We start from the raw sequence: 25523 nt of genomic DNA, 5'->3' as shown, positions 1-25523 counted from the left end.
TGGGTATGACGAGCACTTCCCTCGCGGCGCCGGCGACCGCCCCCGGGCGTACGGACGCCGATCGCCTGCCGTCGCTGACCGGACTGCGGTGGATCGCCGCGCTGCTGGTGTTCGGGTTCCACGCCGGCACCATGCGCATCATCGCCGACCCCGGCCCCCAGGCGGTGGTGGGCGAGATCTTCACCCTGGGCCTGTCCGGGGTGCAGTTCTTCTTCATCCTCAGCGGCTTCGTGCTGGTCTGGTCCGCGCGGCCCGGTGCCTCCCGGCGCCGGTTCTGGCGGCGTCGGTTCGCCAAGATCTATCCGAACCATCTGGTGCTGTGGGCGCTGGCCATGCTGGCGATGCTCTGGTTCGCCGATCCGATCAACCCGGTGGCGGCGCTGGAGAACCTCCTGCTGGTGCAGGCCTGGGATCCCCGGCCCGGCCACTTCTACAGCGTCAACAACGTCAGCTGGTCGCTCTCCTGTGAGCTGTTCTTCTACCTGTGCCTGCCGCTTGTGCTGCCGGCGGTGCGACGGGCCCGACCGTGGCTGCTGTGGGCCGTGGTGATCGCGGTGCCGCTGCTGATCCTGGCGCTCTGGCCCGGGCAGGCACTGGTGCCGGAGCCGGATCGCTGGTGGTTCGCCCAGGTCTTCCCGCTGGTCCGTTCGCTGGAGTTCTGGATGGGCGTGGCCGCGGCCGAACTCATGCTGCGGGGCCGCTGGCGGGGGCCCCGGCTACCCCTGGCCAGCCTGATCTTCGTCCTGACCTGGGTGGCGGCCTCCCAGTGGATCCGGGCCGAATTCTGGGCGGCGCTGTTGTCGGCGGCGTACGTCCTGGTGATCGCCGCGGCGGCCGACGCGGACGTGCACGGGCGACGCTCGCCGCTGCGCTCCCGGACGATGGTCTGGCTCGGCGAGGTCTCGTTCGCGTTCTACCTCGTGCACGTCTTCGTCATCATGACGATCCTGCGATCGACCGGCGACTGGGGCACCGGCCTGCCCGGCTGGTGGGGCCCGCTCGCGGTGATCGGATTCCTGCTGCTCACCCTGGGGCTTGCCGCTCTGTTGCACCGGTACGTGGAACAGCCGATGATGCGCCGCCTGGCCCCGTCCCGACCGCCGCGACCCGGCCGGCCGGGTGGTGGCGCGGCGTCCACGACGCCCAGTGGTGCGGCGCGAGCAACGGAATCGGGTGTGGCGGTGCGATCCGAGACCCCGATGGACGGGCTGCCGCGCCAGCGGGTGACCGGTGCCGGCGCGGATTCCGCGACGGGCGCGGAGCGCCGATCCATCCACTGAGGACGGCGAGTTGGAGGCTACCTGACCTGCGCGGATCGACGTGCATGCGCGACGCGCCGGACGGTACGACACGCCCGACGACCGGTGCGTGCCGGCGGCTGTGGCGGTAGCGTGGTGAGGTGCTTCCCGTCGCGCCCGCCCGTCCTCTGTGGTGGTTGGCGCGCTGGGCCGCGCGGCTGCTGACCGGGCTCGCGGTCGCCGCCGCCTTCACCCTCGGCGCCTGGGCGCTGCCCGGCCATCCGGCTCCCGCCGACCGGCTCGTCGCCACGGCACCGCCGGTCGAGACCGCCGCACCACCCGCGTCCGCCGACTGGTACCAGGCCGCCCCCCTCGACCTGGCCGCCGCTTTCGCTCTGGTCGCCCCCCTCGACCTGGTCGGCCTGGTGACGCCGACCGCGCGGTGTGCCGGTGACTCAGCCGACCCGGCCGGGGCGTCCACGTCGCCGACCGAGCGTGCTGCCGATGATCACGCCGACCGGGCCGGGGCGTCCGCGACGCAGCCGGCGGCCTGTGGTCGGCCCGGGCTGACGGCGTTCGGCGGCGTCGCTGTGGGCGTCACGCGGGGGCCGGCGGCCCCGGTTGCGGGCGCCCGGGCCGCCCGCGCCCCACCGCACGCCTGATTCCGGCGACACCGCACGCCAAGCCTCCGGCGGCTGTCCCGTCGCGTCCGCACCGCTCGGTGCCGCACCCGCGCCGAGCACCTGCCAGCCCGTTGCCGCCAGCCGCGCCGTCGGGCTCGCCAGATCGAGCCGCGCCGTCGGTGCTCGGCAGAACGAGCGGGACCGCCCACACGAGCCCGAGGCTGCGCGCAACGCCATCCGCGATCCACTGCCGGTACGGCCACCGGCGCCGTTTCGATCTCCCCGAGGTGCCGCCATGGAGAAGACCGTCCTCTACCAGTTCCTGATCGAGGTGCCACGCGCCGCCGCCATCTGGTCGGTCCTGCTCGTGCTCGCGCTGGGCGTACTCACCGTGTTGGTCGCCCGCCCGGAGCCGGCCGGGCCGGTGGAGAAACCCGCCGACGAGGACGCGGCCCGTGTCGCGATCGAGCAGGCCGACCTGAGCCGATACGCCGGGGAGGTGGCGGTCGCGGCAGCCGGCGCCGGGCAGAACGCCGAGCGACGGCGTACGGCCTGGCGGGTGGCCCAGGCGGAACTGGACCGCGCCTGGGCCGCGTACGACGAGGCGGAGGCCGCCGCCCGTCGGCTGGCCGGCGTCGCCGGACTGCCGACCCCGCGCACCCCCCGGACCCCGGCCGAGTACGCGGCCCGGGAGCGCTGGCTGCGCCGTGCCGCAATGGCCGCCCACTGGCGTGGTGACCTGACCGCCCGGCAGCTCAGCGACGTGCTGGCGCACCGGTCCGGTTGGGATCCCCGGCGTCACCCGGCGGACCAGGAGGTGGTCCTCGCCCGAGTGGTACGCGACAACCGCCGGGCCGCCTACCGATCGGCCGCCGAGCGGGAGCGGGACCTGTGGCGGGCGGCGGAACTGGCCACCGAGGCTGCCCGCGCTCTCTCCGCCGAGGCGTACGCGGCGGCCGAACGGCTCCGACCGAACCAGGTGCCCGTCTCCGGCCGGGCCATCATCGGGCGGCCCGGCCCGGTCCCACGCTGGCGCCCGGCTCGACTCGGCTGAAATTCCGTGAGCTGGGTCACATCAGCCGGGAATCCGGTCACTGTTCGTAGGTGAGGCGATTACCGCAGCAATCTCCGTCGAGATTGTCCACCAGCCGTCCCGTTGTCACCCAAAGGTGCCCGGAATGCCGTCGGTCCCATTGAGCGACGCCAGTTCTCAGATACCCGAAAATTGCCGTACCCGATCATGTTTAAGCAGGTCAAGGCGGGTTGGCTTCGAGGTGACCGGCCAGTAGTGTCAGCGCGTCCGGTGCGGTAACCGATCGCAGGAAGCGACGCCGTACCGACCCGCTCAATCGTGATCTCACGAACCGGGGACCCACTGCACCACTGGGGTGAATCCGCGAGCTTCGGCCCGCGGTAGGGCGTCTTCCCGCCCGAATCCGTCAGCTAACCCGGTCGGCGGTGACGGAAGGAGTACCAACCCTCGTGCAGTCCGATGTGATCCCCCTGTTCCCCCGCCTCCACGGCACCGCGGTGCCCGTGCTCGCCGGCCCGACCGCCGCGAGCTGACCCCGGTCATCGCCACCGCCCGGGTTCTCCGGGCGTACCCCTGAACGGCCTGTCCCGCTCACCCGGGCGGTCGTCGGTGCCCTGTGCCGACCCGACCGTCCGAGCCGGTGTGCCGTTCTTCCCCTCAGCCCGTGGAGGAATCGTGAAGCACACCCTCTCCCGCCGGCTCCGCCGGCTGGTCAGCGAACGCCCCTATCAGCTCGTTGCCGGATCTGCCGTGGCACTCGTCCTGGCCACCGGCACCGGAGCCGCTCTCGCCGGCACCGGGAACACCCCGGCACCCACGCAGCCCACGACCGCCGCCGAGCTGCGCGGGGACATCGCGGTGCCGCCGAGCCAGGACCAGGTCGCGGTAGCGCCGACGACCGCCGCACCCAGCAGTGCCGCATCCAGCAGTGCCGCACCGAGCAGTGCCGCACCGGCCAGCGCGGCGCCGGCCAGCGCCGCCGCCTCGCCGTCACCGAAGGCCACCGCGGACCCGGACCTGGTAAGCAAGAAGGCGGCACCGAAGCCGCCGGCCTCGAAGGTTCTGGAGTACGACCACCAGGCCCAGATCAACGGCTACTACTGCGGTCCCGCCGCGGTACGTAACGCCCTCAGCGCCGCCGGTGTCACCCGTAGCCAGGATGCCCTGGCCGGCCAGCTCGGCACCACGTTCGCCGGCACCAACTCGGCCGAGGACACCACCCGCGTCCTCAACGCCGTCGTCAAGGGCGACCCGTACGAGACCACGATGATCCGTGGCGGTGCGGCCACCCCGGCCCAGATGGACCAGCTCCAGGCGGACGTCGTCGCCGCCGTCACCGACGGGCGGGGCGTCGTGGTCAACGTCGCCGGCAGCGTCACCGACACCGACGGCCGCTGGCACTCCTTCCCCGGCGGCCACTACATCGCCGTGGTCGGCTACAAGGACTCCGGCCGGCTGGTGAGGATCGCCGACTCGGCGGACGCCTCGTACCCGTCGTACTGGCTCAGCACCATCGATCTGGCCAACTGGGCCGCCACCCGCGGCTACTCGGCCTGACCGCATCGTCCCGCTGCACCCGGAAGCCCTCGGCCCGCTGGCCGAGGGCTTCCGTTTCGGGTACGTCGGGCGTGTGGGCCGTGTTGCCTGGCCAGGCCGACGGAGTTCGGGTACGTCGGGCGTGTGGGCCGTGTTGCCTGGCCAGGCCGACGAAGCTCGCCCAGGCGGCCGGGGTGAAGGCCAGCGTGGCGGCGTCGCGGTTCTTGGTGTCGCGGACCAGCACGATGCCGGGCAGGTTGTCGGCGACCTCCACGCAGTCGTTGCCGCTGGAGCCGCTGCGGGTGGACTTGCGCCAGGTCGCGCCGTTCAGATCCATGGCTTCACAACATCCTTCATGCGCTCGATCGACTGGCGGCCGGACAGTGCCTCGTTGCGCACCGTCTCCCACTTCGACAGCAGGACACTCAGGTCGTCGTCCTTGTCGACCAGGACGCCGCCGAGTTGGGTGTCCAGGTTACCCACCCAGCCGCCGTCCGCGCCCCTCGCAAGGATGAAGGGGCCGGTCAGTCCATCGTGCATGCCGACGCCGGTGGGCACCAGGTGCACGCTGATGTTGGGCCGGGTGGCCAGCGCCATGAGGTGGTGCACCTGCTCGACAAGCACGTCCTTCAGCTCCTCGTCGACCCGCCGCAGCACCACCTCGTCGATCACCGCGACGAGCTGGGGTGGGTCGTCCTGCTCCAGCACCGCCTGCCGGGCCATCCGGTTGGCCAGCCGACGCTCCACCTCCGCCTCGGTCAGCGCGGCGTCGGTCCGGATCACCGCTCGGGCGTAGCGCTCGGTCTGGAGCAGGCCCGGCACCAGCGTCGGCTGGTAACAGCGGAGCTGCCGGGCGTTCCGCTCCGCCTCCAGGTAGGGCAGGAACCACGCGGGTTGGCGCAGGACCTCGGCGGTCCGCAGCAACTCCTCGAACATGCCCCCGGTCTCCAGGACCTCATCCGCCCGCTTCGCGTACGGCCGATCGAGCGGGCGGGTGCCCACCTCCACAGCGGACACCAGCGACGCCGAATAGTTCGTCCGCCGACCGAACTCCTCCTGGTTCATGCCGGCGGCAGTACGCAGCCGGCGAAGCTGCGTACGGATCAACTCATGCAGGTCGGAAGGCTGCTCGCGTTCCATGTCCCCTCCACCGGGTCAGTCAAGATCGCCAAGGGGTCACCCAGGGCTGGATCGGGGCACCCGGACCCCACCGTGGCCAGCGTCGATGCCTTCCGACCGTAGTGCCGTCCTCACCAGACTGTCACGCAACGGGGCCGCTCCCATCCACAGGGGACGGGGCGGTTCTGTCCCGGGGCCGCCCGTGCGCCTTCCCCCGCGTCCGGGCGGCCCTTCCGATCGCTGACTGGGAGGTCGATGTGCGTACCCGGGTTGCCTGGTACCTGTGCCCGACAACGCTGCTGCCGGTGTACTCGCCGGGACGGCAGTCGCTGCCGGAGTGCTCGCCAGGGCGGCAGTCGCTGCCGGTGTACTCGCCAGGGCGGCAGTCGCTGCCGGTGTACTCGCCACGGCGGCAGGAGCAGCGCGGCGCCCGGCTACCACCGCCTCAACCGCGCACCGGACAGTGTCCACTTCAGCGTGACCCGCAGTTGTCGCGGGGCCAGCAGGTGTCGCGTGACCCGCGGTTGTTGGGGCCGGCAGGTGTCGTGGGGCCAGCAGGTGTCGTGGGGCCGGCAGGTGTCGTGGGGCCGGCAGGTGTCGTGGGGCCGGCAGGTGTCGTGGGGCCGGCAGGTGTCGTGGGGCCGGCAAGGGGGCACGGGGTTGCCGCAGGTTCAGCACGGAACGTACCTGCCGCAGCGGCAACGGGGTACGCACCTGCCGGAGTGGATGCGGGAGCCGACCCGGCCGTTGCCGATGCTGCGTCCGGGGCGTCCCGGTTGGTTGACGCCGGGGCAGCAGTGGCGGGCCAACGGGGGCCGGCGGTGACCGTGGGCCGGTCGGGTGCGATCACCACCCGACTCTTCGCTCCCGAGCGGGGTCCGCGTCCGCTGCGTCCGTACGCCTGTGACGCCGAGGTGCCGCACACTCCGTTGCGGCCGATGTGGTGCTGCCGGGCGGACGGGCAACCCTGGCCCTGCGGGCAGGCCCGGCTGCTGCTACGCGTCGAGTACGACGGGAACCTGCCCGGCCTGTGCATCTACCTGGCCGGCCTGATGTACGACGCCATGCGCGACCTCTACCACCTCAACCCCCACGACGCCCCCGAGCCCACCATCCTCTTCACCCGCTTCATAGCCTGGACCCGCCGCCCGACCTAGCGACCCCGTCGCCGCCCGACCGCCAAGGTTCATGCGGCGGCGAGAAACACGAGATCTTGGACATTTTCCGTTAGCGCAGAACTGTTCGCGAAGAACGGAAACTGTCCAAGATCTTGGGGATCGGCCGGCCGCAGCGGACCGCGAGGGGCGATGGGCGGCGGGTCGGGTGGGGTGCCGGGGTCGGTGGGGTGGCGAGTTGGGTGGGGCGCCGGGTTGGTGGGGTGCCGGGTTGGGTGGGGGCGCCGGGTCGGGTGCGGGCGGCGGGTGGAGTGGGGACGGTGAGTGGGTGGGGCGGTGGAGGGAGGTTGGCGGGTGGGGGTGATGCGACGATCAGGGGTGACATTGACCTCGGTGTCCGACACATGTGCGGGGGAGCAATGGGGGAGCAGGAGCCTTACGCGGGGCTGGCGACGACGTTCGACACGGCCGCTGAGCTGTACGAGCAGGCCCGACCGGGCTATCCGGAACGGATGTTCGGCGACCTGGCCACGACGACGGGCCTGACCACCGGGCCGGCCAGGGTGTTGGAGATCGGCACGGGTACCGGCCAGGCCACCTGTGGTCTGCTGGCGCGCGGCTGGCAGGTGGTCAGCCTGGAACCGGGACGGGAACTGGCCACCGTGGCACGTCGCGTGCTCGCCGGTCGCGGGGACGTACGCGTCGTGGTGTCGCCCTTCGAGCGGTGGGAAACCGGCGACTTCGCGTCGTTCGACCTCGTCTTCGCTGCCACGTCGTGGCACTGGCTGGACCCGGAGGTCGCCTACCGCCGGGCCGCCGAACTGCTGCGCCCCGGCGGTCATCTGGCGATCGTGGCCACCGAGCACGTGTCGCCACCCGGGGGCGACGATTTCTTCCGTCAGGTCGAGCGGATCTACGACGAGGTCGGCATGGGCGACGGGCAGGGCGGTCCGAAGCCACCCGAGGCGATCGCGGCCCCCGACGCGGCGGCGATGGCGGGCAGCGGGTTCTTCGCCCGCCCGACCGTGCACCGCTACGTCTGGAGCCGCGACTACACCGCCGAGGAGTACCTGAGCCTGCTCTCCACGTACTCCGGTCACATCGCCGCCGCGCCCTGGCAGCGGCGGACCCTGTTCGACGGGATCCGGGAACTGATCGCCGCGCGCCCGGCCGGGACGGTACGCAAGCACTACCTGAACATGCTCCAGATCGCCGTACGCCTCGACTGACGGCTGACCTGTCGCCCTCTGACACCATGGCGACGTGCTGATCTACAAGATCTTGTTGCCCGCCGAATGGGCCGAGTTCCAGGCTGCCGGCCGGTTCGACGGCTCACCGTTCGATCGGGACAGCGGCTTCATCCACTGCTCGTCGCGATCCCAACTGCCCGCCACGGCGGCGCGGGTCTTCGGCGACCAGCCGCAGCTTGTCATCGTCGCGCTCGACGCGTCCCTGCTCCGTGATGTGCTGCGGTGGGAGGACGCCCCGAACGGCGGGCCGTTCCCGCACGTCTACGCGGCACTGCCGGCGGAAGCGGTTCGTGAGGTCCACGAGGTCGCGGGTGCGGCCCGGGTGGACGAGGACGTTCCAGCGACGGCGGGCGCGTGACGAGTAGTCCATCCGCGCCCGCCGTCGGGTGGCTCGGCGGCGTGGCAGTGCCGGATCAGGGCATCAGCACCGTTCCCACTTGAGGTTGAACAGGGTGTCCACGTCACCTTCGGTCGTCGTCATGGACATGCTGACGTTCGAGCCGGCCGTGCCCGCGTCCACTCTCAGCTCGGTGTTGACGTTGAGTACCCGCTGTTGTCCGCACGGGACGTAGACGAGCACGGGGGCGACGTCCGAGGTGCCCCAGAAGCCGTTGTAGGGACCGGTGAAGGTCGCGTCGGTGCGGCTGGTCTCGGACGAGCCCTGCCAGTAGTAGGTCGTACGCTGGCGACCTGTCGCGCCGGTGGGGATCCGGGCCCGGCCCCGGTAGTCGGCGGCGGCGACGGCGATGGTCCACCCGGCCGGCACGTTGACGAGCACGCCGAGCTGGCAGTTCTTACGGCTGTCGGTGACGTCGACGCCCCGGCCGGCGGTCGCGACGAAGTCGTAGTACCGGATCCGGAAGCCGGTGTTGTCGGGATGGGCCACCACCCGGGCGGTGCCGGGCGAGCAACCGGAGCCGTTGGCTGCCACCACCTCGACGGTGATCTCGCTGTCCGGTGCAGCGGTGGAAGCGGATGGAGCGGCGTGGGCCGGTGCGGACAGGGACAACGCGAGAACCGTGCCGATTACGGCGAAGATCCCGTTTCTCGCGCCGACGAGGTTCTTTGTCATTCCGTTCCTCTCGGATGCAGTTGATGTTCACCGAATTCAACGCGTGTTTCTTCGCCGAACGGCCGTGAGGCTCTGCGCGTACCGGCCCGTTGTGGGTGGCGGAGAGTGGTGGGTGTAGAGCACTCGGATGGCGTTCTGCGAGAGGATGCTAGCGATGCGGAACGAGGCTCGCAAGCATCAGCCTACGTCTATGTGATCCATTACTGGCGGGTGCTTGATCGGAATTGTCACACGTGGAGATCAACCTCTATAACTGTTGCTGCGTAAGGGGTATGTGCCTGATCGACTGGCGGCCCGGGTCGAAGCTTCGCGTGATCTCCACCCTGTGGGACGGCACAATGCCGCCAGACCAAGCCGAATAATATTCGACTCGAAGTTGGTATCGCGAAATTGAAATTACGTTGACATCCATCTATGTCTGTACGTAGCTTGTTCCGCATGTGGCGTCGTTTCCTGTACCGGAGGAGGATTCATGCGTAAACTGCTGACGCGGGGCGGCGTGGTGCTTGCGCTACTCGCTTCATCGTTGACCGTGGGGGCGCCGGCGTCCGCTAAGGGAGTCATGGATGATCCGCCCACCGACAAGGTCGTGATCGACCTCGTCGCGATGGCCGGCTCCGGGTGCCGGCCCGGCACTGCCGATGTCGCGGTCTCCCCGGACAACACCGCCTTCACCACGATCTACAGCGACTACCTGGTCCAGGCGGGTCCGGGCATCCCGGTCACCGACGGGCGCCGGAACTGCCAGCTCAACGTGCTGGTTCACGCCCCGGCCGGTTACACCTTCGCGATCGTCAAGGTGGACTACCGCGGGTACGGGCTGCTCAACCCGGGCGCCGTCGCCTCGGCCCGGGCGAACTACTACTTCCAGGGCATGACGCAGAGCACCTTCAGCAACCACCCGATCCCCGCCCCGCTCGACGACAACTGGATGGTGAGCGACGAGGTGCCGATCGCCTCCGTGGTCTGGCACCCCTGCGGTGAGCTGCGCAACCTGAACATCAACACCGAGCTGCGCCTGAGCCGGGGCAGGTCCACGGACACGAGCTTCCTCACGATGGACTCGACCGACGGCAGCATCCAGACGATGTACCACCTCGCCTGGCAGCCCTGCCCGTGACCTGACCGCGGCCTACGGCTAAGAAGGGTGGTCGGCCTCGCCGGCCACCCTCACCGTGACCGGGTGTGGCGCAGGGACGCGCCGCACCGGCGGGCTCAGGTGGCGGAGGTGAAGGGCGCGGCGACCGCGGCGCGTTGCGCCGGTGCGGTCCAGGCCGGGTCCAGTTCGCGTCGGGCGGCGGTCAGGAAGACCTCGGCGTACGAGTCGGCCGGGAAGTCGCCCAGGTAGCGGCTGCGGGTGGCCCAGCGGGCCTCGGCGAGCGGGTCGGTGTCGAGCAGCCGGGTCAGCACGTCGTCCAGGTCGGCCATGTCCCGGCGCAGCACGTAGCCGGCGGCGGCCAGCGGGAAGCGCTCGACGAACCGGTCGCCGTCGGTGCCCAGGTCGGTCACCGCGTACGGCTTGCCCGAGTAGAGCCAGTCGGAGACCACTCCGGAGACGTCGGAGACCAGCGCGTCCGCGCGGTTGACGCAGTCGGTCAGGGTGAGCCGGCTCGCGGCGGCACCGTAGACGTGCGCCCGGCCGGTGCGGCCCCGGTCGGCGGCGAGCAGGTCGTGCAGCCGCGCCAGTTGGCGCGACGAGGCCGGGTTCTGCGCGGTGTACGGGTGGGCCCGCAGGATGACCGTGGCCCCCCGGTCCAACAGGCGTCGCAACAGTGGCTCCGCCACCGGCAGCGAGCAGTAGTCGGCGTCGGCGTTGTGCCCGGTCCAGGTGGGCGTGTAGAGCACCGTCGGGTTGGTCAGGCCCCGCGCCGGTCGCGGGCGCACCTCGATCGCCTCGACCTGGGGACGGCCGACCACCACGAACTTCTCGGCGGGGATGTCGATCCCGGCCCGCGCGTACCGCTCGATGGCCGCCTCACCGGCGACGAAGATCCGGTCGAAGATCGCCGAGACCGGGTTGGCGCTGGGGGCCTTGTCGCTGTCACCGTGGTGCAACTGCACGTGGGTGAGCTGCGTGAACCTGATGCAGTGACTGTTCTTCGCGCCGTGGTTGACGTAGAACGCCACCCGCAGGCTCGGCACCAGCACCTCGTCCATGCTCCGGGTGGTGGGGCAGTAGACCACCGGGGCGGTGGTGGCCGCCGCAACGGGGGCCAGGAACTCCGGCTCCCGCACCATCACCACGAAGGGCCGGCCGATCCGTTCCAGGTACGGCAGCCACATGGTGACCTGGTACTCGGAGCCGGGCGGTGCGGAGAAGTGCAGGACGAACTCGGGCTGGTGCCGGCGCAGCGCCCGGGCCACCGCCGACCCGGTCGGTGACGGCCGGAACCGACGCCGGGCCAGGTCGAGGGCGACGGCCGCGGCGGCGCTGCCCACCAGCAGCGTCGCCGCCAGGGCCACCACCGTGGGTAGCCCCGTCAAGGCGGCCAGGGCCAGCAGACCGAGCAGTACGGCCACGGCGTCGCCGAGAACCGCCGCGACCTGCGGCACCCAGGCGCGTACCGGAAGGTTGGCGGCACGGATCTCCAGGTTGCCGGCCTGGCGCAGTGGACCGGTGAGCAGCACCAGGCCCAGCAGCACCAGGGCGGTCGCGGTCAGGGCCGGGTCGAAGCCGGCGTCGAGCCGGCGGCCGTAGCCGACCAGCACCCCCGCCGCGATCAGCGCGGTCTCCGCGACGTTGTCGGCACCGGGTCGCACGCGGCGCTCCCAGACTGTGGCGACGAGCGCCGCCACGGCCAAACAGAGCCCCCAGGCGGTCGCTCCGGTGAGCGCGACCACCAGGAACGCCAGGACCGCCCCACCGGTGGCCAGGCCCCGTGCGGTCAATTTCCGGACCAGCTCACCACGCATCTCGGTGTCGCTTTCGCGGTCGTGTGGTCGGACGGGTCAGCCGACGGCAGCGGCGCTCGCCGCCCGGTCGGTCTGGGCGGGCACGGCGACGGCGACCGGTGCCTCACCCGGCGGCCGGCGGACGTCGATCACCTGACCGGTGAGATCCGAGATCAGCACGTCCAGCGACGACTGGGCGACGGTCTCGGCGGCGAGCAGCGTGTGCTCCGGTTCCGCGCCGAAGGCCTTCGTCCGCATCGGGGTGGCGGTCCGCTCCGGGTTGATGACGTTTACCCGTACGCCGAACTCCGCCCACTCGTCCGCGAGCGCCTGGGTGAGGTTGACCAGGGCGGCCTTGGTGGCCGAGTAGAGCGCGTAGTCGGCCCGCCCCCGGGTGTACGAGCTGGAGGTGTAGAGCAGCAGCTGGCCCTTGGTCTGCTGGAGGTAGGGCAGGGACTGCCGGGCGACGGTGACCGGGCCGACGAAGTTGACCTGGAGCACCCGGTCGATGGTCTCCTGGTCCATCTCGGCCAGCGCGCCCTTCTCCAGGATCCCGGCGGTGACCACGACGTGGTCGATCCGGCCGGTGGCCTCGAAGGCGGTCCGCAGCGCGGCCTCGACGTCCTCGGGGCGCTCCACGTGGGTGCCGGTGCTGGAACGGCTGAACGGGAAGACCTGGGCGCCGTAGCGGCGGGCCAGCTCCGTCAGGTCGTGACCGATGCCGTAGCTGCCGCCGAAGACGACGATCGTGCGGCCGGAGACCTCCTCGCTGTACGCGCGGTGGTCGGTCAGCCGCGGCACCTTGGCGGCGGCCAGCTGGAACAGCTTGTCGGCCAGGTGCACGTCGACCGGGTGGGTGACCTTGATGTTCTCGTCGGAGCCGTCGATCACCTTGATCGGGGTCTCCGGGAGGTAACGCAGCACCACCCCGCAGTCGTCGGTGGCGGCGAAGTTGGGGTCGCCCTCGGCCCGGCGGTACGCCTCCCGGATGGTGCCGGAGCGGAACGCCTGCGGGGTCTGGCCCCGGCGCAGCGTGGCGCGCACGGGGATGTCGGTGATGCACTCGTTCTCGTCGACCTGGATGATCGTGTCGGCCGACGGGATGGCCACGTCGACGGCCGAGTAGGTCCACAGCGCGTTCACGCACTCCCGGACGATCCGGCCGCTGAGCAGCGGGCGCACCGCGTCATGGAAGAGGATGTTGCAGTCGCCCGCGCCGACCGCGTCCAGCGCGACCCGGGTGGTGTCGTTGCGGGTGTCGCCACCCTCGACGACCTTGGTGACCTTGCGGAAGCCGGCCTTGTCGACGATCTTCTGCGCCTCGGCGACGTGCCCGGTGGCCATCAGCACGATGATCTCGTCGATCTCGGGCGCGGCCTCGAAGACGGCCAGCGTGTGCTCGATGATCGGCTTACCGGCGATCTTGAGCAACTGCTTGGGAATGCCCAGACCCAGCCGGGTGCCGGTGCCGCCGGCCAGCACCACCGCCACCGTCCGTGAGGGTCGCCACGGCGTCCGGTCCTCCGGCGTGGTACCCGGATCGGTGGTCTGGTCCTGCGTCATTGCCGGTCCTCGCTCTCGGGGGTACATGACTGTGGTGGTAGGTGAACGGAAGGTTCCGCCGACGCGGCGACGGAGTGAACCATAACGCGCGGGCCGCGTCGCCCCAACGGGACAACGCGGCCCAAGATCCTGGGCACGCTCGGCGACGTCGCCGCTCGTTCACCCAGACTCTACTTGCCGTTCGTAAATGCCTCGTAAGCCGCCAGCACCTCACGAGTCGGACCGTCCATCCGGATCTCGCCGGATTCCAGCCAGATGGTCCGTTCGCAGGTGTCCCGTACGGAGGAGAGCTGGTGGCTGACCAGGAACACCGTGCCGGCGCTCTCCCGCAGCTCCCGTACCCGCTGCTCGCTGCGCTTGCGGAACGCCTTGTCCCCGGTCGCGAGGGCCTCGTCGATCAGCAGCACGTCGTGCTGCTTCGCGGCGGCGATGGAGAAGCGCAGCCGGGCCGACATGCCGGAGGAGTAGGTGCGCATCGGCAGCGAGGCGAAGTCGCCCCGCTGGTTGATGCCGGAGAACTCGATGATCTCCGGGAGCTTGCGCCGTACGTCAGCCGGCGACATGCCCATGGCCAGACAGCCGAGCGTGACGTTGCGCTCGCCCGGCAGGTCGTTGAGCAGGGCGGCGTTCACGCCCAGCAGCGAGGGCTGCCCCTGGGTGTAGACGGCCCCCCGCTCCACCGGCAGCAGGCCGGCGATGGCCCGCAGCAGGGTCGACTTGCCGGAGCCGTTGGTGCCGATCAGGCCGATGGCCTCACCCCGGTACGCGGTGAACGAGACCCCGCGCACCGCGTGCACCTCCCGGACGTTCGGTGTGGAGGTGCGGGTGACCAGCCGCTTGAAGGCGGCCACCGGGCTGGTGTTGCCGGCGGAACCCCGGTACACCCGGTAGACGACGTGCGCGTCGTCCACCACCACGGTGGGGATTCGCTCCTGGATTCGGGGGAGGGTCACCGTCACATCATTGGACATTTCAAGGTTAACCACGGCCGTACTCCTGTTCGCCGCGCCAGAAGTAGAAGTAGCCACCGAGCCCCGCGACGACCGCCCAGCCGAACGCGATCAGCCAGGTCAGCGGCAGCGACTCGTTGAGCAGGTGGGTGTTCTCCAGCAGGGAGATGCGGGCCAGCTCGATGTAGACAAGCATCGGGTTGAACTGCACGATGCCCGTGGCCCAGCCGGGCAGGTTCTCGGCGAACAGGGTGACGCTGTAGAGCACGCCGGAGCCGTACATCCAGGCCCGCAGGATGAACGGCATGACCTGCTTCAGGTCGGTGGCCTTGGCGCCCAGCCGGGCCATCGCCATGGTCAACCCGGCGTTGAAGATCGTCTGGAGCAGCACCGCCGGCACCAGCATCAGCCACATCAGGGTGATCGGCTCACCGGTGGCGACCACGATGACCATCAGCACCAGTAGCGAGCCGAGCAGTTGCTGGAGCTGGGTGGCGGTGATGGCCAGCGGCAGGCTGGCCCGGGGGAAGTGCAGGGCCCGGATCAGGCCGAGGTTGCCGCTGATCGCCTGGGTGCCCTGCTGCAGGCTGACCTGGGTGAAGTTGAAGATGAACACCCCGGTGGTCAGGTAGGCGATGAAGTTGTCCATGCCCCGGCTCTGTTCGAGCACCACACCGAAGATCAGGAAGTAGACCGCCGCGTTGCTCAGCGGGGTGAGCACCTGCCACAGCTGCCCGAGCCGGGCGTTGCTGAACGAGGCGGTCAACTTCGCGTGGGAGTACGCGGAGATGAAGTGCCGGTAGCGCCACAGCTGGCCGCTGTAGGCGACGATCGAGGGCCGCTCGCCGGCCACCCGTAGTCCGTGTCGGGCGGCCAGCTGAGCTGGGGTGAGGCCGGAGTCGGGGTCGGCCAGCAGGTTGGCCATGGGGATGGGCGCTCCGATCTGTCGTGCCGGCGTTATGTCTCGCGATGAGTGAATCTAGCGTGGGTCAGTGCGGGAGCGCCGCCCGCGGTCGCTGGCTGGACAGTAGTCCGAAATACGTCGGGACGCAACCGTAGCGTCGTTGCGCTACGCTGTCCCGGTGACAGTCGAGAAGAGTTCCAGGTGACGGCCGAGAAGAGGCGCACACCGGCCGGTGCGGCGGTGCTCCGTGATGAGATCACCACGGCCATCCGTCGTGCCCTCATGCAGGAGCTCGCCGCAGTCGGGTACGGCCGGCTCTCCATCGAGGCGGTGGCCCGCCGGGCCGGGGTCAGCAAGACCGCGATCTACCGCCGCTGGAACTCGAAGCTCGACCTGGTGCTGGACGTGGTCTCGGCCGTCGCGAGCCGGAAGCTGCCGATGCTCGACACCGGGACCCTCGACGGCGACGTGCGGCTGCTGCTGCTGGTAGTGAGCGGGGCGCTCGGCCACCCGGTGGCGTCGCAGATCATCCCCGACCTGCTCGCCGAGGCGGCGCGCAACCCGCAGATCGCCGGGACCTTGCAGAGCGCGATGAAGGACTACCAGGACCGGATCGGCAAGATCGTCATCGGGCGGGCGGTCGACCGTGGGGAGTTGCCCGGCGGTGCCGACCCGCGGACCGCGGCCGACCTGATCGTCGGGCCGATCTACTGGCGGATGGCCATCGCCCGGTTGCCGCTGGACCCGCCCGAACTGGACCGGATGGCGCGGGCCGCCGTGGCCGCCCTGCGGGTTGCCTGCGCCGTGCCGGAGAACGATCTGGCCTGAGCTGCGCGGCGTCCGTATACCGAAACGTGAACGTCGACTGGACGCCTCGTGAACGGCTTTCTGCTCTTCCGTGTCCAACGGACTAGTATCGCACCCCGAACCTGCGAACAGTCCTGCAACGGGAGGATCTTCTTCATGACTGGGCAGCGCCCGGCCTTCATACCGCCAGCCCGACCGATCATCGGCGAAGCCGAGATCGAGGCGGCTGTCAGGGTGTTGCGCAGCGGCAAGGTGGTACAGGGACCCGAGGTTGTCGCGTTCGAGCAGGAGTTCGGTGAACTCGTCGCCGGCCGACACTGCGTCGCCGTCAACTCCGGCACCTCCGCCCTCCAGTTGACCCTGCTGGCGCTCGGCGTCGGCCCGGGCGACGAGGTCATCGTGCCGTCGTTCTCCTTCGCGGCCAGCGCCAACGCGGTGCGGCTGGTCGGTGCCGAGCCGATCTTCGTGGACATCGAGCCGGGCAGCTTCTGCCTCGATCCGGAGGCGGTCGCCGCCGCAGTCACCGCGCGGACCGTCGCCGTCATGCCGGTCCACCTGTACGGCCACCCCGCCGCGATGGACCAGATCATGGCGGTGGCGCAGCGGCACAGCCTGGCCGTCGTCGAGGACGCCGCCCAGGCCCACGGTGCCAGCCTGCACGGCACCCCGGTCGGGGCGTTCGGCACCGCCGGTTGCTTCAGCTTCTACCCCACCAAGAACATGCACTCCCTGGAGGGAGGCATGATCAGCACCGCCGACGCCGGGCTCGCCCGCACCCTGCGGCTGCTGCGCAACCAGGGCATGGAGCAGCGGTACGCGAACGAGATCGTCGGGGCCAACATGCGGATGACCGACGTGGCCGCCGCCATCGGCCGGGTGCAGTTGACCCAGCTCGCCGAGTGGACCGAGCAGCGCCGGGCCAACGCCAAGTACCTCGACTCCAACATCACCGGCATGACCACCCCACCGGTGGCGGACGCCGCCCGGCACGTGTACCACCAGTACACCGTCCGGGTCCGGGGCAACCGGGACGCCGCCCAGGCGCGGCTGGACGAGCTGGGCGTCGGCAACGCCGTCTACTACCCGACCCCGATCCACCGGCTCAAGCCGTACCTGGACAAGGACGGCCAGCCCGGTCCCTGGGAACTGCCGGAGACCGAGCGGGCCGCCGCCGAGGTGATCTCGCTGCCGGTGCACCCCTCGCTGAGCCCCGACGACCTTGAGCGGATCGCCGAGGCCGCCAACCTCGCCGGTGGTGCCCGGTGAACGCGCGGCAGGGGGGCAAACTGCGCGCCGGCCTGATCGGCCTCGGTGCGATGGGGCGCAACCACGCCCGGGTACTCTCCGGTCTGGACGGGGTCGAGCTGGTCGGGATCGTCGACCCGGCCGGTGACCAGAGCGGCCTGCTCCGGGCACCGGTGCTGCCCGATCTCGGCGAGCTGCTGGCCCGGGACATCGACTACGCGGTGGTCGCCTGCCCGACCGCGCTGCACGAGCAGGTCGGGCTGGAACTCGCCGCACACGGGGTGCCCGCGCTGATCGAGAAGCCGATCGCGCAGTCCGTCGAGGCGGCGACCCGGCTCGTCGAGGCGTTCGAAAGCCGTGGGCTGGTGGCCGGGGTCGGCCACATCGAGCGGTACAACCCCGCCCTGCAGAACCTGCGCATCCGCCTGGAGGCGGGCGAGCTGGGCGAGGTCTACCAGGTGGTGACCCGGCGGCAGGGTCCGTTCCCGCACCGGATCGCCGATGTCGGCGTGGTGATGGACCTGGCCACCCACGACATCGACCTGACCAGCTGGGTGACCGGCCAGGAGTACGTCTCGGTGTCAGCCCGGACGGTCTCCCGCAGCGGCCGACTGCACGAGGACATGGTCGCGGTCGTCGGCCAGCTCACCGGCGGCACGATGGTCAACCACCTGGTCAACTGGCTCAGCCCACTCAAGGAGCGGTCCACGGTCATCACCGGTGACCGGGGGTGCTTCGTCGCCGACACCCTCACCGCCGACCTGACCTTCTACGCCAACGGCGCCATCGACACCGAGTGGGAGGCGTTGCGCGCCTTCCGCGGCGTCGCCGAGGGCGACATGATCCGCTACGCCATCCCGAAGCGCGAACCGCTGCTTGTCGAGCACGAGCGATTCCGGGACGCGGTCGAGGGCAAGGAGAGCGACATCGTCACCCTCCGCCAGGGGCTGCGCACGGTGCGGGTCGCCGCGGGGCTGCTGGCGTCGGCCACCGACGGCACCGTGGTCACGGTGGCACCGGGCCACCCCGACGAGACCGCCGCCGCCCGCTGACCACACCGGGGCCGCTCCGCCGCGTGCGGAACGGCCCCGGGATCGGTTGTCCGGTGCGTCAGTTCGTACCCGCCGGTGGCTCCAGCACCAACCGGTCGAAGTCCTTGTGCGTGACCGACCAGTCCCAGGTGCCGAGCACGTGCGAGGCCGCCGCCCCACCTGCCTCGCGCCAGGTCTCCTCGGACGCGGTGACGTCCAGGATCCGCTGCGCCGCCTCCGCCGGTGTGGAGACCACCCAGTCACCGGGGAAGAGGGTGCGGGCACCGTGCGGCCGGCCGGCGAAGAACGGCCAGTCCCGTACCACCGGCACCGCACCGCTGGCGGCACCCTCGACCAGGCCACAGTGGAAGCTCTCCCGTACCGAGGTGCTGAGGATGACCCCGACGTCGGTAAGGGCCCCCGGCACGTCCTCGGTCCGGCCGGTGCGTACCACGGCACCGGCGGGTTCCAGCTCGGCCAGGTCCGCGGCCAGTTCCGCCGCGTACCTCGCCACCCCCGGGCCGAGCGAGGTGCGCAACTCGTCACCGATCAGCTTCAACCGGTACCGGTCGTCGCGGCGGCGCAGCTCGCGTAGTACCTCCAACGCCCAGCGCGGGTCCTTGGCCACCGCGCTGAGCCCGACCAGGCCCAGCGTGAAGCGGGCCTCCGCGGACGGCTTCGGCAGCACGTACCGGTACAGGTCCATGGCGTTGGCGATCACATGGGTCCGTGGCCCCTCCGGCGCGCGTAGCCGGGGCACCGCCGCCAGCGCCAGATCACGCAGGTGCTCGGAGACGAAAACGAGGTCGTCCACTCGGGACCAGTCGGTCAGGTGCGGCCACCAGGTGAACGCCTCGAAGCTGTGCAACCGGATGATCACCCGGGCGGACCCCGGATCGATCATGGTGAGCATCGCGGCGGCCAGGTTGCACCAGTCGACGAAGATGGTGTCCGCCCAGGCGACGTCGGCACCCCACGCCTCCTGGACCTTTCGGGCGTGCTCGGAGCTGCCGGCGAGCCGGTGCCGCGTCAGACGCATCCGCCCGTTGCCGAGCACCGGGCGGATCGACTCCTCAACCAGGTTCAGCCGGCGGACCTCCACCCCGGGCGTCGCCTTGTAGCGATCGAGGATCGGCCCGATGAAGTTGTCGTTGATCCCGGTGAAGAAGAGCATCCGGTGCGGACGGTTGGCGGGTGGGAACTCCGCCTGCGTCCGGCGGCCCTGCGGAGTGGCCAAGGCCTTGCCGACCTCGCTTTTCAGCAGCGGTGCCAGGAAGCCCGCCGGATCCGCGGCCAGCGGCGAGGTGAGCCCGTCGAAGTGCAGGTTCCGGTGGAACATCAGGTCGAAGGCGCGTACCACATGCTCCGCGGCCTGACCCGACCTGCGCTTCTTCAGGTGCCCGTCAGCCATCTGGAGCTGCCCTTTGACCACCGTCTTCAGGTGTTCGGGCAGGGTGCCCTGTTTGAGCTCCGCCTCGACCATCGGACCGAGCACCTGACCCTTCGCCGCGACGCTGCGCATCCGGCGCTGGGCGGCGAGCGCCAGCCGGTTCGCGCTGTCCCGGTGACCGGCCCGACGCATGCTGCGGTTCACCCGCCGGGCGGCCATGCCCCGCAGGCGTTCCGGCACACCGGGAGCGGTCACCGCCTGATGCCAGAACCAGCGCACCGGGGCGAGCTTCATGGCCCTCTTGCCGGTGCTCAGGTCGAACACCCGCTTCGCCAGGTCGATGGTCTGACTGCGGGTGGCGCTGGTCAGCACCGTGGGCGAGGGAGCGATGGTGCTCAGCCGGTGCCGGCGGTACCGCGCCGGGTCGACCGACCGTTTCCGCACCGCCTGCAACGCCGGGGCGATGCCGTGGACCGCGTCGGCCCGCCGGTGCCGCTGCGCCAGCTGCCAGACCGTGTGCAGGGCCTTGGCATCCAGGGCGACCAGCACGTCGGCACGCTTCGCGTGCCGCCGGATCCACGGGTCACGCTGGGCACGCAGCCACGGACGCCGAGCCGGGTTGGCCCGCTTGACCATCCGGCCGAACCGCGGCCCCAACTGCGCGGTCGTGGATAGCTGGTGCACCTCGGCCAGCCCGGTCACCGCCGGAATCTTCTCCACCGGGTCGAAGGTGGTGGCGATGCGGACGGTGACGCCCAGGGCCCGGAACTGCGCCAGCGCATCGGTGAGCACCGCCACCCGGGCGGGTACGGCGCCCAGCACTACCAGGACCTCGATCATGACCCACCTTCTCGGGCAAGGACGCGGGCGCCGGCAGCGGAACCGGGCGCGGTGCCGGCTGGCCCGCCGACGCCGAGCACCAACTCGGTGACCTCCCGGACAGCGGGGATGAGCTGCTCCTCACGGGCGTACTGTCGCGCCTCGACCCGCGCCTTGTCCCGCTCGGCCACATCGGCGTTGCGGGCCATGTCGGCGGCCCGCCGGAACGCACCGGCCAGATCGTCCGGCTCAAGCCCGACCGCCCCGGTCCAGAGCGGGTACGTGGACAGCAGGGTGGACGCGTCGTGCTCCGCCTCGTGGGCGGAGACCACCGGCAGGCCGGTGGCCATGTACTCGTAGACCTTGCCGGAGGTCATGTACTTGCCGCCGGTCACCATCAACACGACGACGTCCCATCGGGTGTAGAAATCCACCACCTCTGCCTTGGGCACCGATCCGCCGACCACCACCCCGTCGTCGGCGGCCGCCTTGAGCAGCTCGGCGTGGCGGTTGTCGCCCCGGGCCCACCCGGAGCCGATGTGACCGCGCACCTCGAACGTGGCGTCGGTAAGTGCCGGGTCCTCCGCGCGGGCCTTCCGCCACCCCTGCAACACCGCGTCGAGCAGCGGCACCGGCAGATTCAGCGCCCCGAGGTAGCCGAAGTTCAGCGGCCGGTCGGCCGGGGCGGGAATCGACTCGGCCGGAATGCTGGCCGCGTCGTAGCCGTTGCGCACGATCCGCATCTTGTGGGCCAGGTCCGGATAGCGCTCGCGGTACCAGCGGGAGATCGGCTCGTTGACGTTCCAGATCGCCACCGCATGGGTGAGCAGCTTGGTCTCCCACCGACCGGAGACCGAATCCCGGGTGAACGCCTCCCCGCCGTTGATCACGTCGACGGACCAACCGTCCCGGAAGTCCACCACGTAGGGAACCCGGTGGGTCTCCCACAGCTTCCAGGTGGCGGCCAGGTTCACGTACGGGACGCAGGTGGTCACCAGCAGCTCCGCCGGCCGCTCGCGGTGGAGCTGGAGCACCGCCTCCTCCAGCGCGGGCCGCCAACCGCCGAAGACCGGCTCGGGGAAGACCTTCAGGTGCTGTTCGCGCAGTTCGGTGAGGTAGTCGTTGTGGGCCAGGGCCCGTCGCTCGGTGTAGGCCCGGACGTCGGTCTCCAGGTCCTCCCGGAACAGCGGCAGCTTCACCACCCGGACGCGGGGGTCCACCCCCGCGACCAGGGTGTGGTCGAGGCCGTAATCGCGCTCCCACGCCTCGTCCGCGATGGTGACGACGGTGACGTCCCAGCCCGCGGCGGCGAACTGGTTGGCCGTCGCCCGCATCCGGTAGGTGGAGCTCTTGGCCGCCGGCGGAAAACCGATCGCGAGGTAGATCATGTGCGGCCGGGATCCGGGCCGGCGCGTCCGGGAACGTTTCCACGAGTCCCAGAGGGGTCGCCGCTTGTTCATTTGTTCCGTTCCTGGGGAGGTGGGAGGATTCCGCACTGGTACCCGGAGGGCCCCTCCTCGCTACCCGGTCGGGTGGCGGCAGCCGCAGGACGTCTGCGGAGCGGGACCATGCCGGGAGGGACCTTTCGTCAGAGGTACGCCGCACCTTGTCGGTCGGCGGGACGCGGTTTCTGCTGCGCGACGCCGGGCAGGGCCGTCGCGGACAGGCCGCTGACCCTACAATAACGCCGGCCTGAGCGTCCGTCGTCTCGGCCGCCGTCCGATCCGTCCGGTGGCCGTCCCGGTCGCCGTGGAAGGTTGCGTCCCAAGATGACCACTCCCGACACCCGCGACCGCGAGCCCGGCCCCACCGGGAGCGCTGAGCCGGCGGAGAGCGACGCTTCCACTCCAATGCCGCGCGTCGAGCCGGCGGAGAGTGACACGTCCGCTGCCCCGCCGCTCGCCGAGCCGGCGGGCGGTACTGGACGCAGTACCGCCCGGCGTTGGCCGGTCGACGTGGTGGCCGCCCTGGTGTTCCTCGCGGGCGCGGGCTGGGTCACCGGCCGTGGGTGGCTCGACCCCGACGGTCGGCTGCTCGGCAGCCGCCCCGACGACCAGGGCTTCAACGAGTGGATGCTGGCGTACGCGGCACACGCGGTCAGCCACCTGGAGAACCCGTTCTTCACCACGTTGCAGAACGCCCCGGACGGGGTCAACCTGGTGGCCAACGTCGGGTTGCAACTTCCCGGGCTGGTGCTCAGCCCGGTCACCCTGCTCTTCGGCGCGCCGGTCGCCTACCTGCTGTTCATCACCCTGAATCTGGCCGGCACCGGCTACGCCTGGTACCACGTGCTCTCCCGGCACGTGGTCGAATCCCGGGTGGCGGCCTTCCTGGGCGGCGTGTTCTGCGCGTTCGCCCCGGCACTGGTCTCGCACAGCAACGGTCATCCGCACATCACGGCGCAATGGCTGGTGCCGTTCATCGTCTGGCGGCTGATCGCGCTCTCCCGGGGCGAGCACGTGGTCCGCGACGGTCTGGTGCTGGGCGCGCTGGTGACCGCGCAGTTCTTCGTCGGACTGGAGATCCTCTTCCTCACCGCGCTCGGCTGTCTGATGCTGGTCCTGGCGTACCTCGCCGTCCGGCCGCGGGACGCGGTGCGCCGCGGGCGCGCGCTGCTGCCGGGCCTGGCGATCACCGCCGTACTGGTGGCGGTCGTGGCCGCGTACCCGCTCTGGATGTACTTCGCCGGCCCGCAACACCGCAGCGGCCATCCCGGCACCCCCGACATGTACGCCCTGAAGCTCGGCTCGTTCGCCCGGTTCGCCACCGAGTCGGTCGCCGGCGGCCCGACCAGCGCTGTGGGCTGGGCGCCGAACACCACGGAACAGGCGAGTTTCTACGGCTGGCCCATGCTGCTGCTCGCTCTCGGCGCGTTGTGCTGGCTGCGGCGTGAGGCCGTCGCGTTGGTGCTCGGGGCCGTCGGACTGGTGACGGCACTGCTGTCGATCGGCACCACCTGGACCGTCGGCACCCGCCGTACCGACGTGCCGGCACCGTTCGCGCTCGTGCAGCACCTGCCGGCGTTCGACTCGGTGGTGGTGGCCCGATTCGCCCTGATCACCACTGTGGCGCTCGGCGTACTGCTGGCGATGACCGCCGACCGGTTCGTCACCCGCCACGGCCGGCCGTTCGGCCGGCTCGCCCGCGCAGCCGGTGCGGTGGCCGTCGCCGTCGCGCTGGTGCCGATCCTGCCGACGCCGCTGCCGGCTGGTGACCGGCCCCCGGTGCCAAACTTCGTCACCAGCGGCGCGTGGCGTGATCACGTGGCACCGGGCCGCACTCTGGTGCCGGTGCCGGTGGCCCGGATGACCTCGGTGTACTGGGGTTCGGCCGCGCTGGCCGGTTTCGCCGTGCCGGAAGGCTACTTTCTCGGACCGGTCTCCGCGACCGACGCCACCGGCCGCTGGGGAGTGGCGCCCCAGCCCACCGCGGCCCTGCTCACCGCCGTGTCGAAGGGCAAACGGGACACCGCGGTCGGCCCGCCGGAGATCAGCCGGGCGCGCGCCGACGTCCGCTACTGGAAGGCTGACGCGGTGGTGCTGCCCGACCGGGGTGCTCGGCGACACGATGCGCTGAAGACCGTGCTCGACACCCTGTACGGCCCGGGACAGCGGATCGACGACGTCTGGCTGTGGGACGTCCGGCCGTTCACCCGATGAGCGCCGCGCCCCGGCCACCGGTCAGGGCGACCACGGCCAGATCAGCAGCAGGTAGCCGCCGAAGTAGGTGGCGAAGGCGACCATCGCCACCAGCACGGTGGTCGCCCGCGCCCAGCCGGACCGGGCCAGCGCCACGGCCGCCGGCAGCAGCAGCGGGAAGGCCGGCAGCAGGAACCGGGCCTTGGACTGGTAGTAGCCGGCCGTGCCCAACGTGGTGACCAGTAGCAGCCCGCTGTAGAGCAGTAGCTGCCACGGCTGCCGGTCGAGCAGGCTCAGCACGAAGAACATCAACGCCAGCAGCACCACCAGGCTCACCACGAACAGTTGCGGCGGCGCCGTCTGCGCCAGCGCCTCGCGACCCCGGCCCACGGTGTAGACGCCGAAGTCGAAGGTGCTGCCCCAGCCCGCGGACTGGATGTGGAACCAGGCGTCCGGGCGTCCGACCTCGCTGCCCACCCAGGCCAGGTAACCGAGCCAGCCGGCGGGGGCGAGCAGCGCGGCGACCCAGGGGCGCCAGCCGTCCCGGCGTCGGACGATCGCCACCAGCGCGGCCAGCCCCACCACCGGTATCAACGAGGAGGCGGTCGGGCGGGTCAGGCCGGCGAAGAGACAGAGCAGGCCGGCGGTGATCCAGTGGCCGCGCAGCAGGGCGTGGAGCGTCCAGGCGGTGAGGGCGGTGAACAGGGTCTCGCTGTACGCCATCGATTCGACGACGGCGTGCGGCACGGCCGCCCAGAGCGCGGCGAGCAGTACGCCGGTGCGCCGGTCGTGCAGGTACGCGCCGATCGCGAACAGCCCCCAGGCGGCGGCCAGGCCGGCCAGCCAGGCCACGATCAGCCCCGCGTCGCGGGTGCTGAGCGGCGAGATCCGGTCCAGCGCGGCGGTCAGCCCGGGGTAGAGCGGAAAGAAGGCCATATTGGACTGCGTCTTCTCGTACCCGTCGTACCCGTGCTGGGCGATCGCTAGATACCAGACCCCGTCCGACTTCGCCAGGGACTCGCTGGGCGAGACGCCGACGCGGTCGGCCCAGACGGCGACGACCACCACGCCGACCAGGCGGATCAGCGCGTACGCGACGAGCCCGGGCAGGGCGTACCGGGCGGCGTGACGTAGTCGTCGGGCCCGACCGGGTCGCGTCGGTGCGGCAGTGGCCGCCGGTTGCTGCTCTCGCTCAGCCGTCACCACGCCCGATGAAGCCGTCCGACCGGAACCGCGCAGCGTGCGCTCGCCGCGGTCGACCCGGGGGTCAGCCGGGCCGCAGGTTGAGGTGGGGAAGG

22 protein-coding genes, 1 pseudogene and 1 riboswitch are annotated in these 25523 nt (G+C 71.0%); of the genes and pseudogenes, 13 read left to right on the top strand and 10 right to left on the bottom strand.

Annotated features, from left to right (window positions below; all coding sequences use genetic code 11):
- Positions 1-5: 5 nt before the first annotated feature.
- The 4 genes from AB0J93_RS07540 (at position 6) to AB0J93_RS07525 (ending at position 4451) form a co-directional block, all read left to right on the top strand.
- Positions 6-1280 carry an acyltransferase gene (locus AB0J93_RS07540; protein WP_363919129.1) on the top strand — a complete coding sequence of 425 codons (1275 nt, stop codon included), beginning with the start codon at positions 6-8 and terminating at the stop codon, positions 1278-1280.
- Between the two features lie 119 nt (positions 1281-1399).
- Entirely contained in the window at positions 1400-1900 is a 501-nt protein-coding gene (locus AB0J93_RS07535) for a hypothetical protein (RefSeq protein ID WP_363919127.1), read from the top strand.
- Positions 1901-2156: 256 nt separating this feature from the next.
- On the top strand, positions 2157-2915 hold the full coding sequence (locus AB0J93_RS07530) for a hypothetical protein (RefSeq protein WP_363919125.1): 759 nt from the start codon (positions 2157-2159) through the stop codon (positions 2913-2915).
- A 278-nt stretch (positions 2916-3193) separates the two neighbouring features.
- A riboswitch (cyclic di-AMP (ydaO/yuaA leader) is annotated at positions 3194-3334 on the top strand.
- Positions 3335-3569: 235 nt separating this feature from the next.
- A complete protein-coding gene (locus AB0J93_RS07525; RefSeq protein ID WP_363919123.1) occupies positions 3570-4451 on the top strand; it encodes a C39 family peptidase in 882 nt (293 codons plus the stop codon).
- Positions 4452-4581: 130 nt separating this feature from the next.
- Here AB0J93_RS07525 and AB0J93_RS07520 read toward each other — a convergent pair.
- Both AB0J93_RS07520 and AB0J93_RS07515 read right to left on the bottom strand, forming a co-directional pair.
- Positions 4582-4767: pseudogene (locus tag AB0J93_RS07520) on the bottom strand (DUF397 domain-containing protein); the annotation flags it as partial.
- Entirely contained in the window at positions 4758-5570 is an 813-nt protein-coding gene (locus AB0J93_RS07515) for a helix-turn-helix transcriptional regulator (RefSeq protein WP_363919121.1), read from the bottom strand. The pseudogene AB0J93_RS07520 and the gene AB0J93_RS07515, both read right to left, overlap by 10 nt.
- Before the next feature lie 492 nt (positions 5571-6062).
- Here AB0J93_RS07515 and AB0J93_RS07510 point away from each other — a divergent pair, with 492 nt between their 5' ends.
- The 4 genes from AB0J93_RS07510 to AB0J93_RS07495 all read left to right on the top strand — a co-directional run bounded on the left by AB0J93_RS07510 (position 6063) and on the right by AB0J93_RS07495 (position 8272).
- A complete protein-coding gene (locus AB0J93_RS07510; RefSeq protein ID WP_363919119.1) occupies positions 6063-6374 on the top strand; it encodes a hypothetical protein in 312 nt (103 codons plus the stop codon).
- 62 nt (positions 6375-6436) lie between these two features.
- Positions 6437-6706, top strand: coding sequence for a hypothetical protein (locus AB0J93_RS07505; protein ID WP_363919480.1), 270 nt, complete (start codon positions 6437-6439; stop codon positions 6704-6706).
- A 377-nt stretch (positions 6707-7083) separates the two neighbouring features.
- The gene (locus AB0J93_RS07500) at positions 7084-7893 is read left to right on the top strand and encodes a class I SAM-dependent methyltransferase (protein WP_363919117.1); all 810 of its coding nucleotides are present in this window, start codon (positions 7084-7086) and stop codon (positions 7891-7893) included.
- Positions 7894-7927: 34 nt separating this feature from the next.
- Positions 7928-8272: a DUF952 domain-containing protein gene (locus tag AB0J93_RS07495; RefSeq protein WP_363919115.1), complete on the top strand. Its 345-nt coding sequence runs from the start codon at positions 7928-7930 to the stop codon at positions 8270-8272.
- A 63-nt stretch (positions 8273-8335) separates the two neighbouring features.
- Here AB0J93_RS07495 and AB0J93_RS07490 read toward each other — a convergent pair whose 3' ends face one another.
- A complete protein-coding gene (locus tag AB0J93_RS07490) occupies positions 8336-8986 on the bottom strand; it encodes a DUF4360 domain-containing protein (RefSeq protein WP_363919113.1) in 651 nt (216 codons plus the stop codon).
- A gap of 472 nt (positions 8987-9458) precedes the next feature.
- On the opposite strand from AB0J93_RS07490, the gene AB0J93_RS07485 reads away from it, so the two are divergent.
- Positions 9459-10106 (top strand): DUF4360 domain-containing protein, encoded by a 648-nt coding sequence (locus tag AB0J93_RS07485; RefSeq protein WP_363919111.1) that lies wholly within the window; start codon positions 9459-9461, stop codon positions 10104-10106.
- A gap of 95 nt (positions 10107-10201) precedes the next feature.
- Here AB0J93_RS07485 and AB0J93_RS07480 read toward each other — a convergent pair whose 3' ends face one another.
- The 4 genes from AB0J93_RS07480 to AB0J93_RS07465 all read right to left on the bottom strand — a co-directional run bounded on the left by AB0J93_RS07480 (position 10202) and on the right by AB0J93_RS07465 (position 15316).
- Positions 10202-11899, bottom strand: a complete 1698-nt coding sequence (locus tag AB0J93_RS07480) for a CDP-glycerol glycerophosphotransferase family protein (RefSeq protein WP_363919109.1) — start codon at positions 11897-11899, stop codon at positions 10202-10204.
- Positions 11900-11935: 36 nt separating this feature from the next.
- Positions 11936-13441 carry a bifunctional cytidylyltransferase/SDR family oxidoreductase gene (locus tag AB0J93_RS07475; RefSeq protein ID WP_363919107.1) on the bottom strand — a complete coding sequence of 502 codons (1506 nt, stop codon included), beginning with the start codon at positions 13439-13441 and terminating at the stop codon, positions 11936-11938.
- Between the two features lie 170 nt (positions 13442-13611).
- Positions 13612-14412, bottom strand: a complete 801-nt coding sequence (locus AB0J93_RS07470; protein ID WP_363919105.1) for an ABC transporter ATP-binding protein — start codon at positions 14410-14412, stop codon at positions 13612-13614.
- Between the two features lie 7 nt (positions 14413-14419).
- On the bottom strand, positions 14420-15316 hold the full coding sequence (locus tag AB0J93_RS07465; protein ID WP_363919103.1) for an ABC transporter permease: 897 nt from the start codon (positions 15314-15316) through the stop codon (positions 14420-14422).
- 180 nt (positions 15317-15496) lie between these two features.
- Here AB0J93_RS07465 and AB0J93_RS07460 point away from each other — a divergent pair, with 180 nt between their 5' ends.
- From AB0J93_RS07460 to AB0J93_RS07450, 3 genes are all read left to right on the top strand, one after another.
- Positions 15497-16123 carry a TetR/AcrR family transcriptional regulator gene (locus AB0J93_RS07460; RefSeq protein WP_363919101.1) on the top strand — a complete coding sequence of 209 codons (627 nt, stop codon included), beginning with the start codon at positions 15497-15499 and terminating at the stop codon, positions 16121-16123.
- 135 nt (positions 16124-16258) lie between these two features.
- Positions 16259-17368, top strand: coding sequence for a DegT/DnrJ/EryC1/StrS family aminotransferase (locus tag AB0J93_RS07455; RefSeq protein ID WP_363919099.1), 1110 nt, complete (start codon positions 16259-16261; stop codon positions 17366-17368).
- Positions 17365-18399: a Gfo/Idh/MocA family oxidoreductase gene (locus AB0J93_RS07450; RefSeq protein WP_363919097.1), complete on the top strand. Its 1035-nt coding sequence runs from the start codon at positions 17365-17367 to the stop codon at positions 18397-18399. Before AB0J93_RS07455 ends, AB0J93_RS07450 begins: the two co-directional genes overlap by 4 nt.
- A gap of 58 nt (positions 18400-18457) precedes the next feature.
- Here the strand turns inward: AB0J93_RS07450 and AB0J93_RS07445 are convergent, their stop codons facing one another.
- Entirely contained in the window at positions 18458-20608 is a 2151-nt protein-coding gene (locus AB0J93_RS07445) for a glycosyltransferase family 1 protein (protein ID WP_363919095.1), read from the bottom strand.
- A complete protein-coding gene (locus AB0J93_RS07440) occupies positions 20605-21975 on the bottom strand; it encodes a glycosyltransferase (protein WP_363919093.1) in 1371 nt (456 codons plus the stop codon). Before AB0J93_RS07440 ends, AB0J93_RS07445 begins: the two co-directional genes overlap by 4 nt.
- Before the next feature lie 381 nt (positions 21976-22356).
- On the opposite strand from AB0J93_RS07440, the gene AB0J93_RS07435 reads away from it, so the two are divergent.
- Entirely contained in the window at positions 22357-24246 is a 1890-nt protein-coding gene (locus AB0J93_RS07435; RefSeq protein ID WP_363919091.1) for a hypothetical protein, read from the top strand.
- 21 nt (positions 24247-24267) lie between these two features.
- On the opposite strand, the gene AB0J93_RS07430 is transcribed toward AB0J93_RS07435, so the two are convergent.
- On the bottom strand, positions 24268-25428 hold the full coding sequence (locus AB0J93_RS07430) for a hypothetical protein (protein ID WP_363919089.1): 1161 nt from the start codon (positions 25426-25428) through the stop codon (positions 24268-24270).
- Positions 25429-25523: the final 95 nt, after the last annotated feature.

Source organism: Micromonospora sp. NPDC049374 (assembly GCF_040677165.1).
Classification (GTDB): domain Bacteria; phylum Actinomycetota; class Actinomycetes; order Mycobacteriales; family Micromonosporaceae; genus Micromonospora.
Note: the sequence above shows the minus strand (reverse complement) of the source record. Positions and strands in the feature narration are given on the sequence as shown.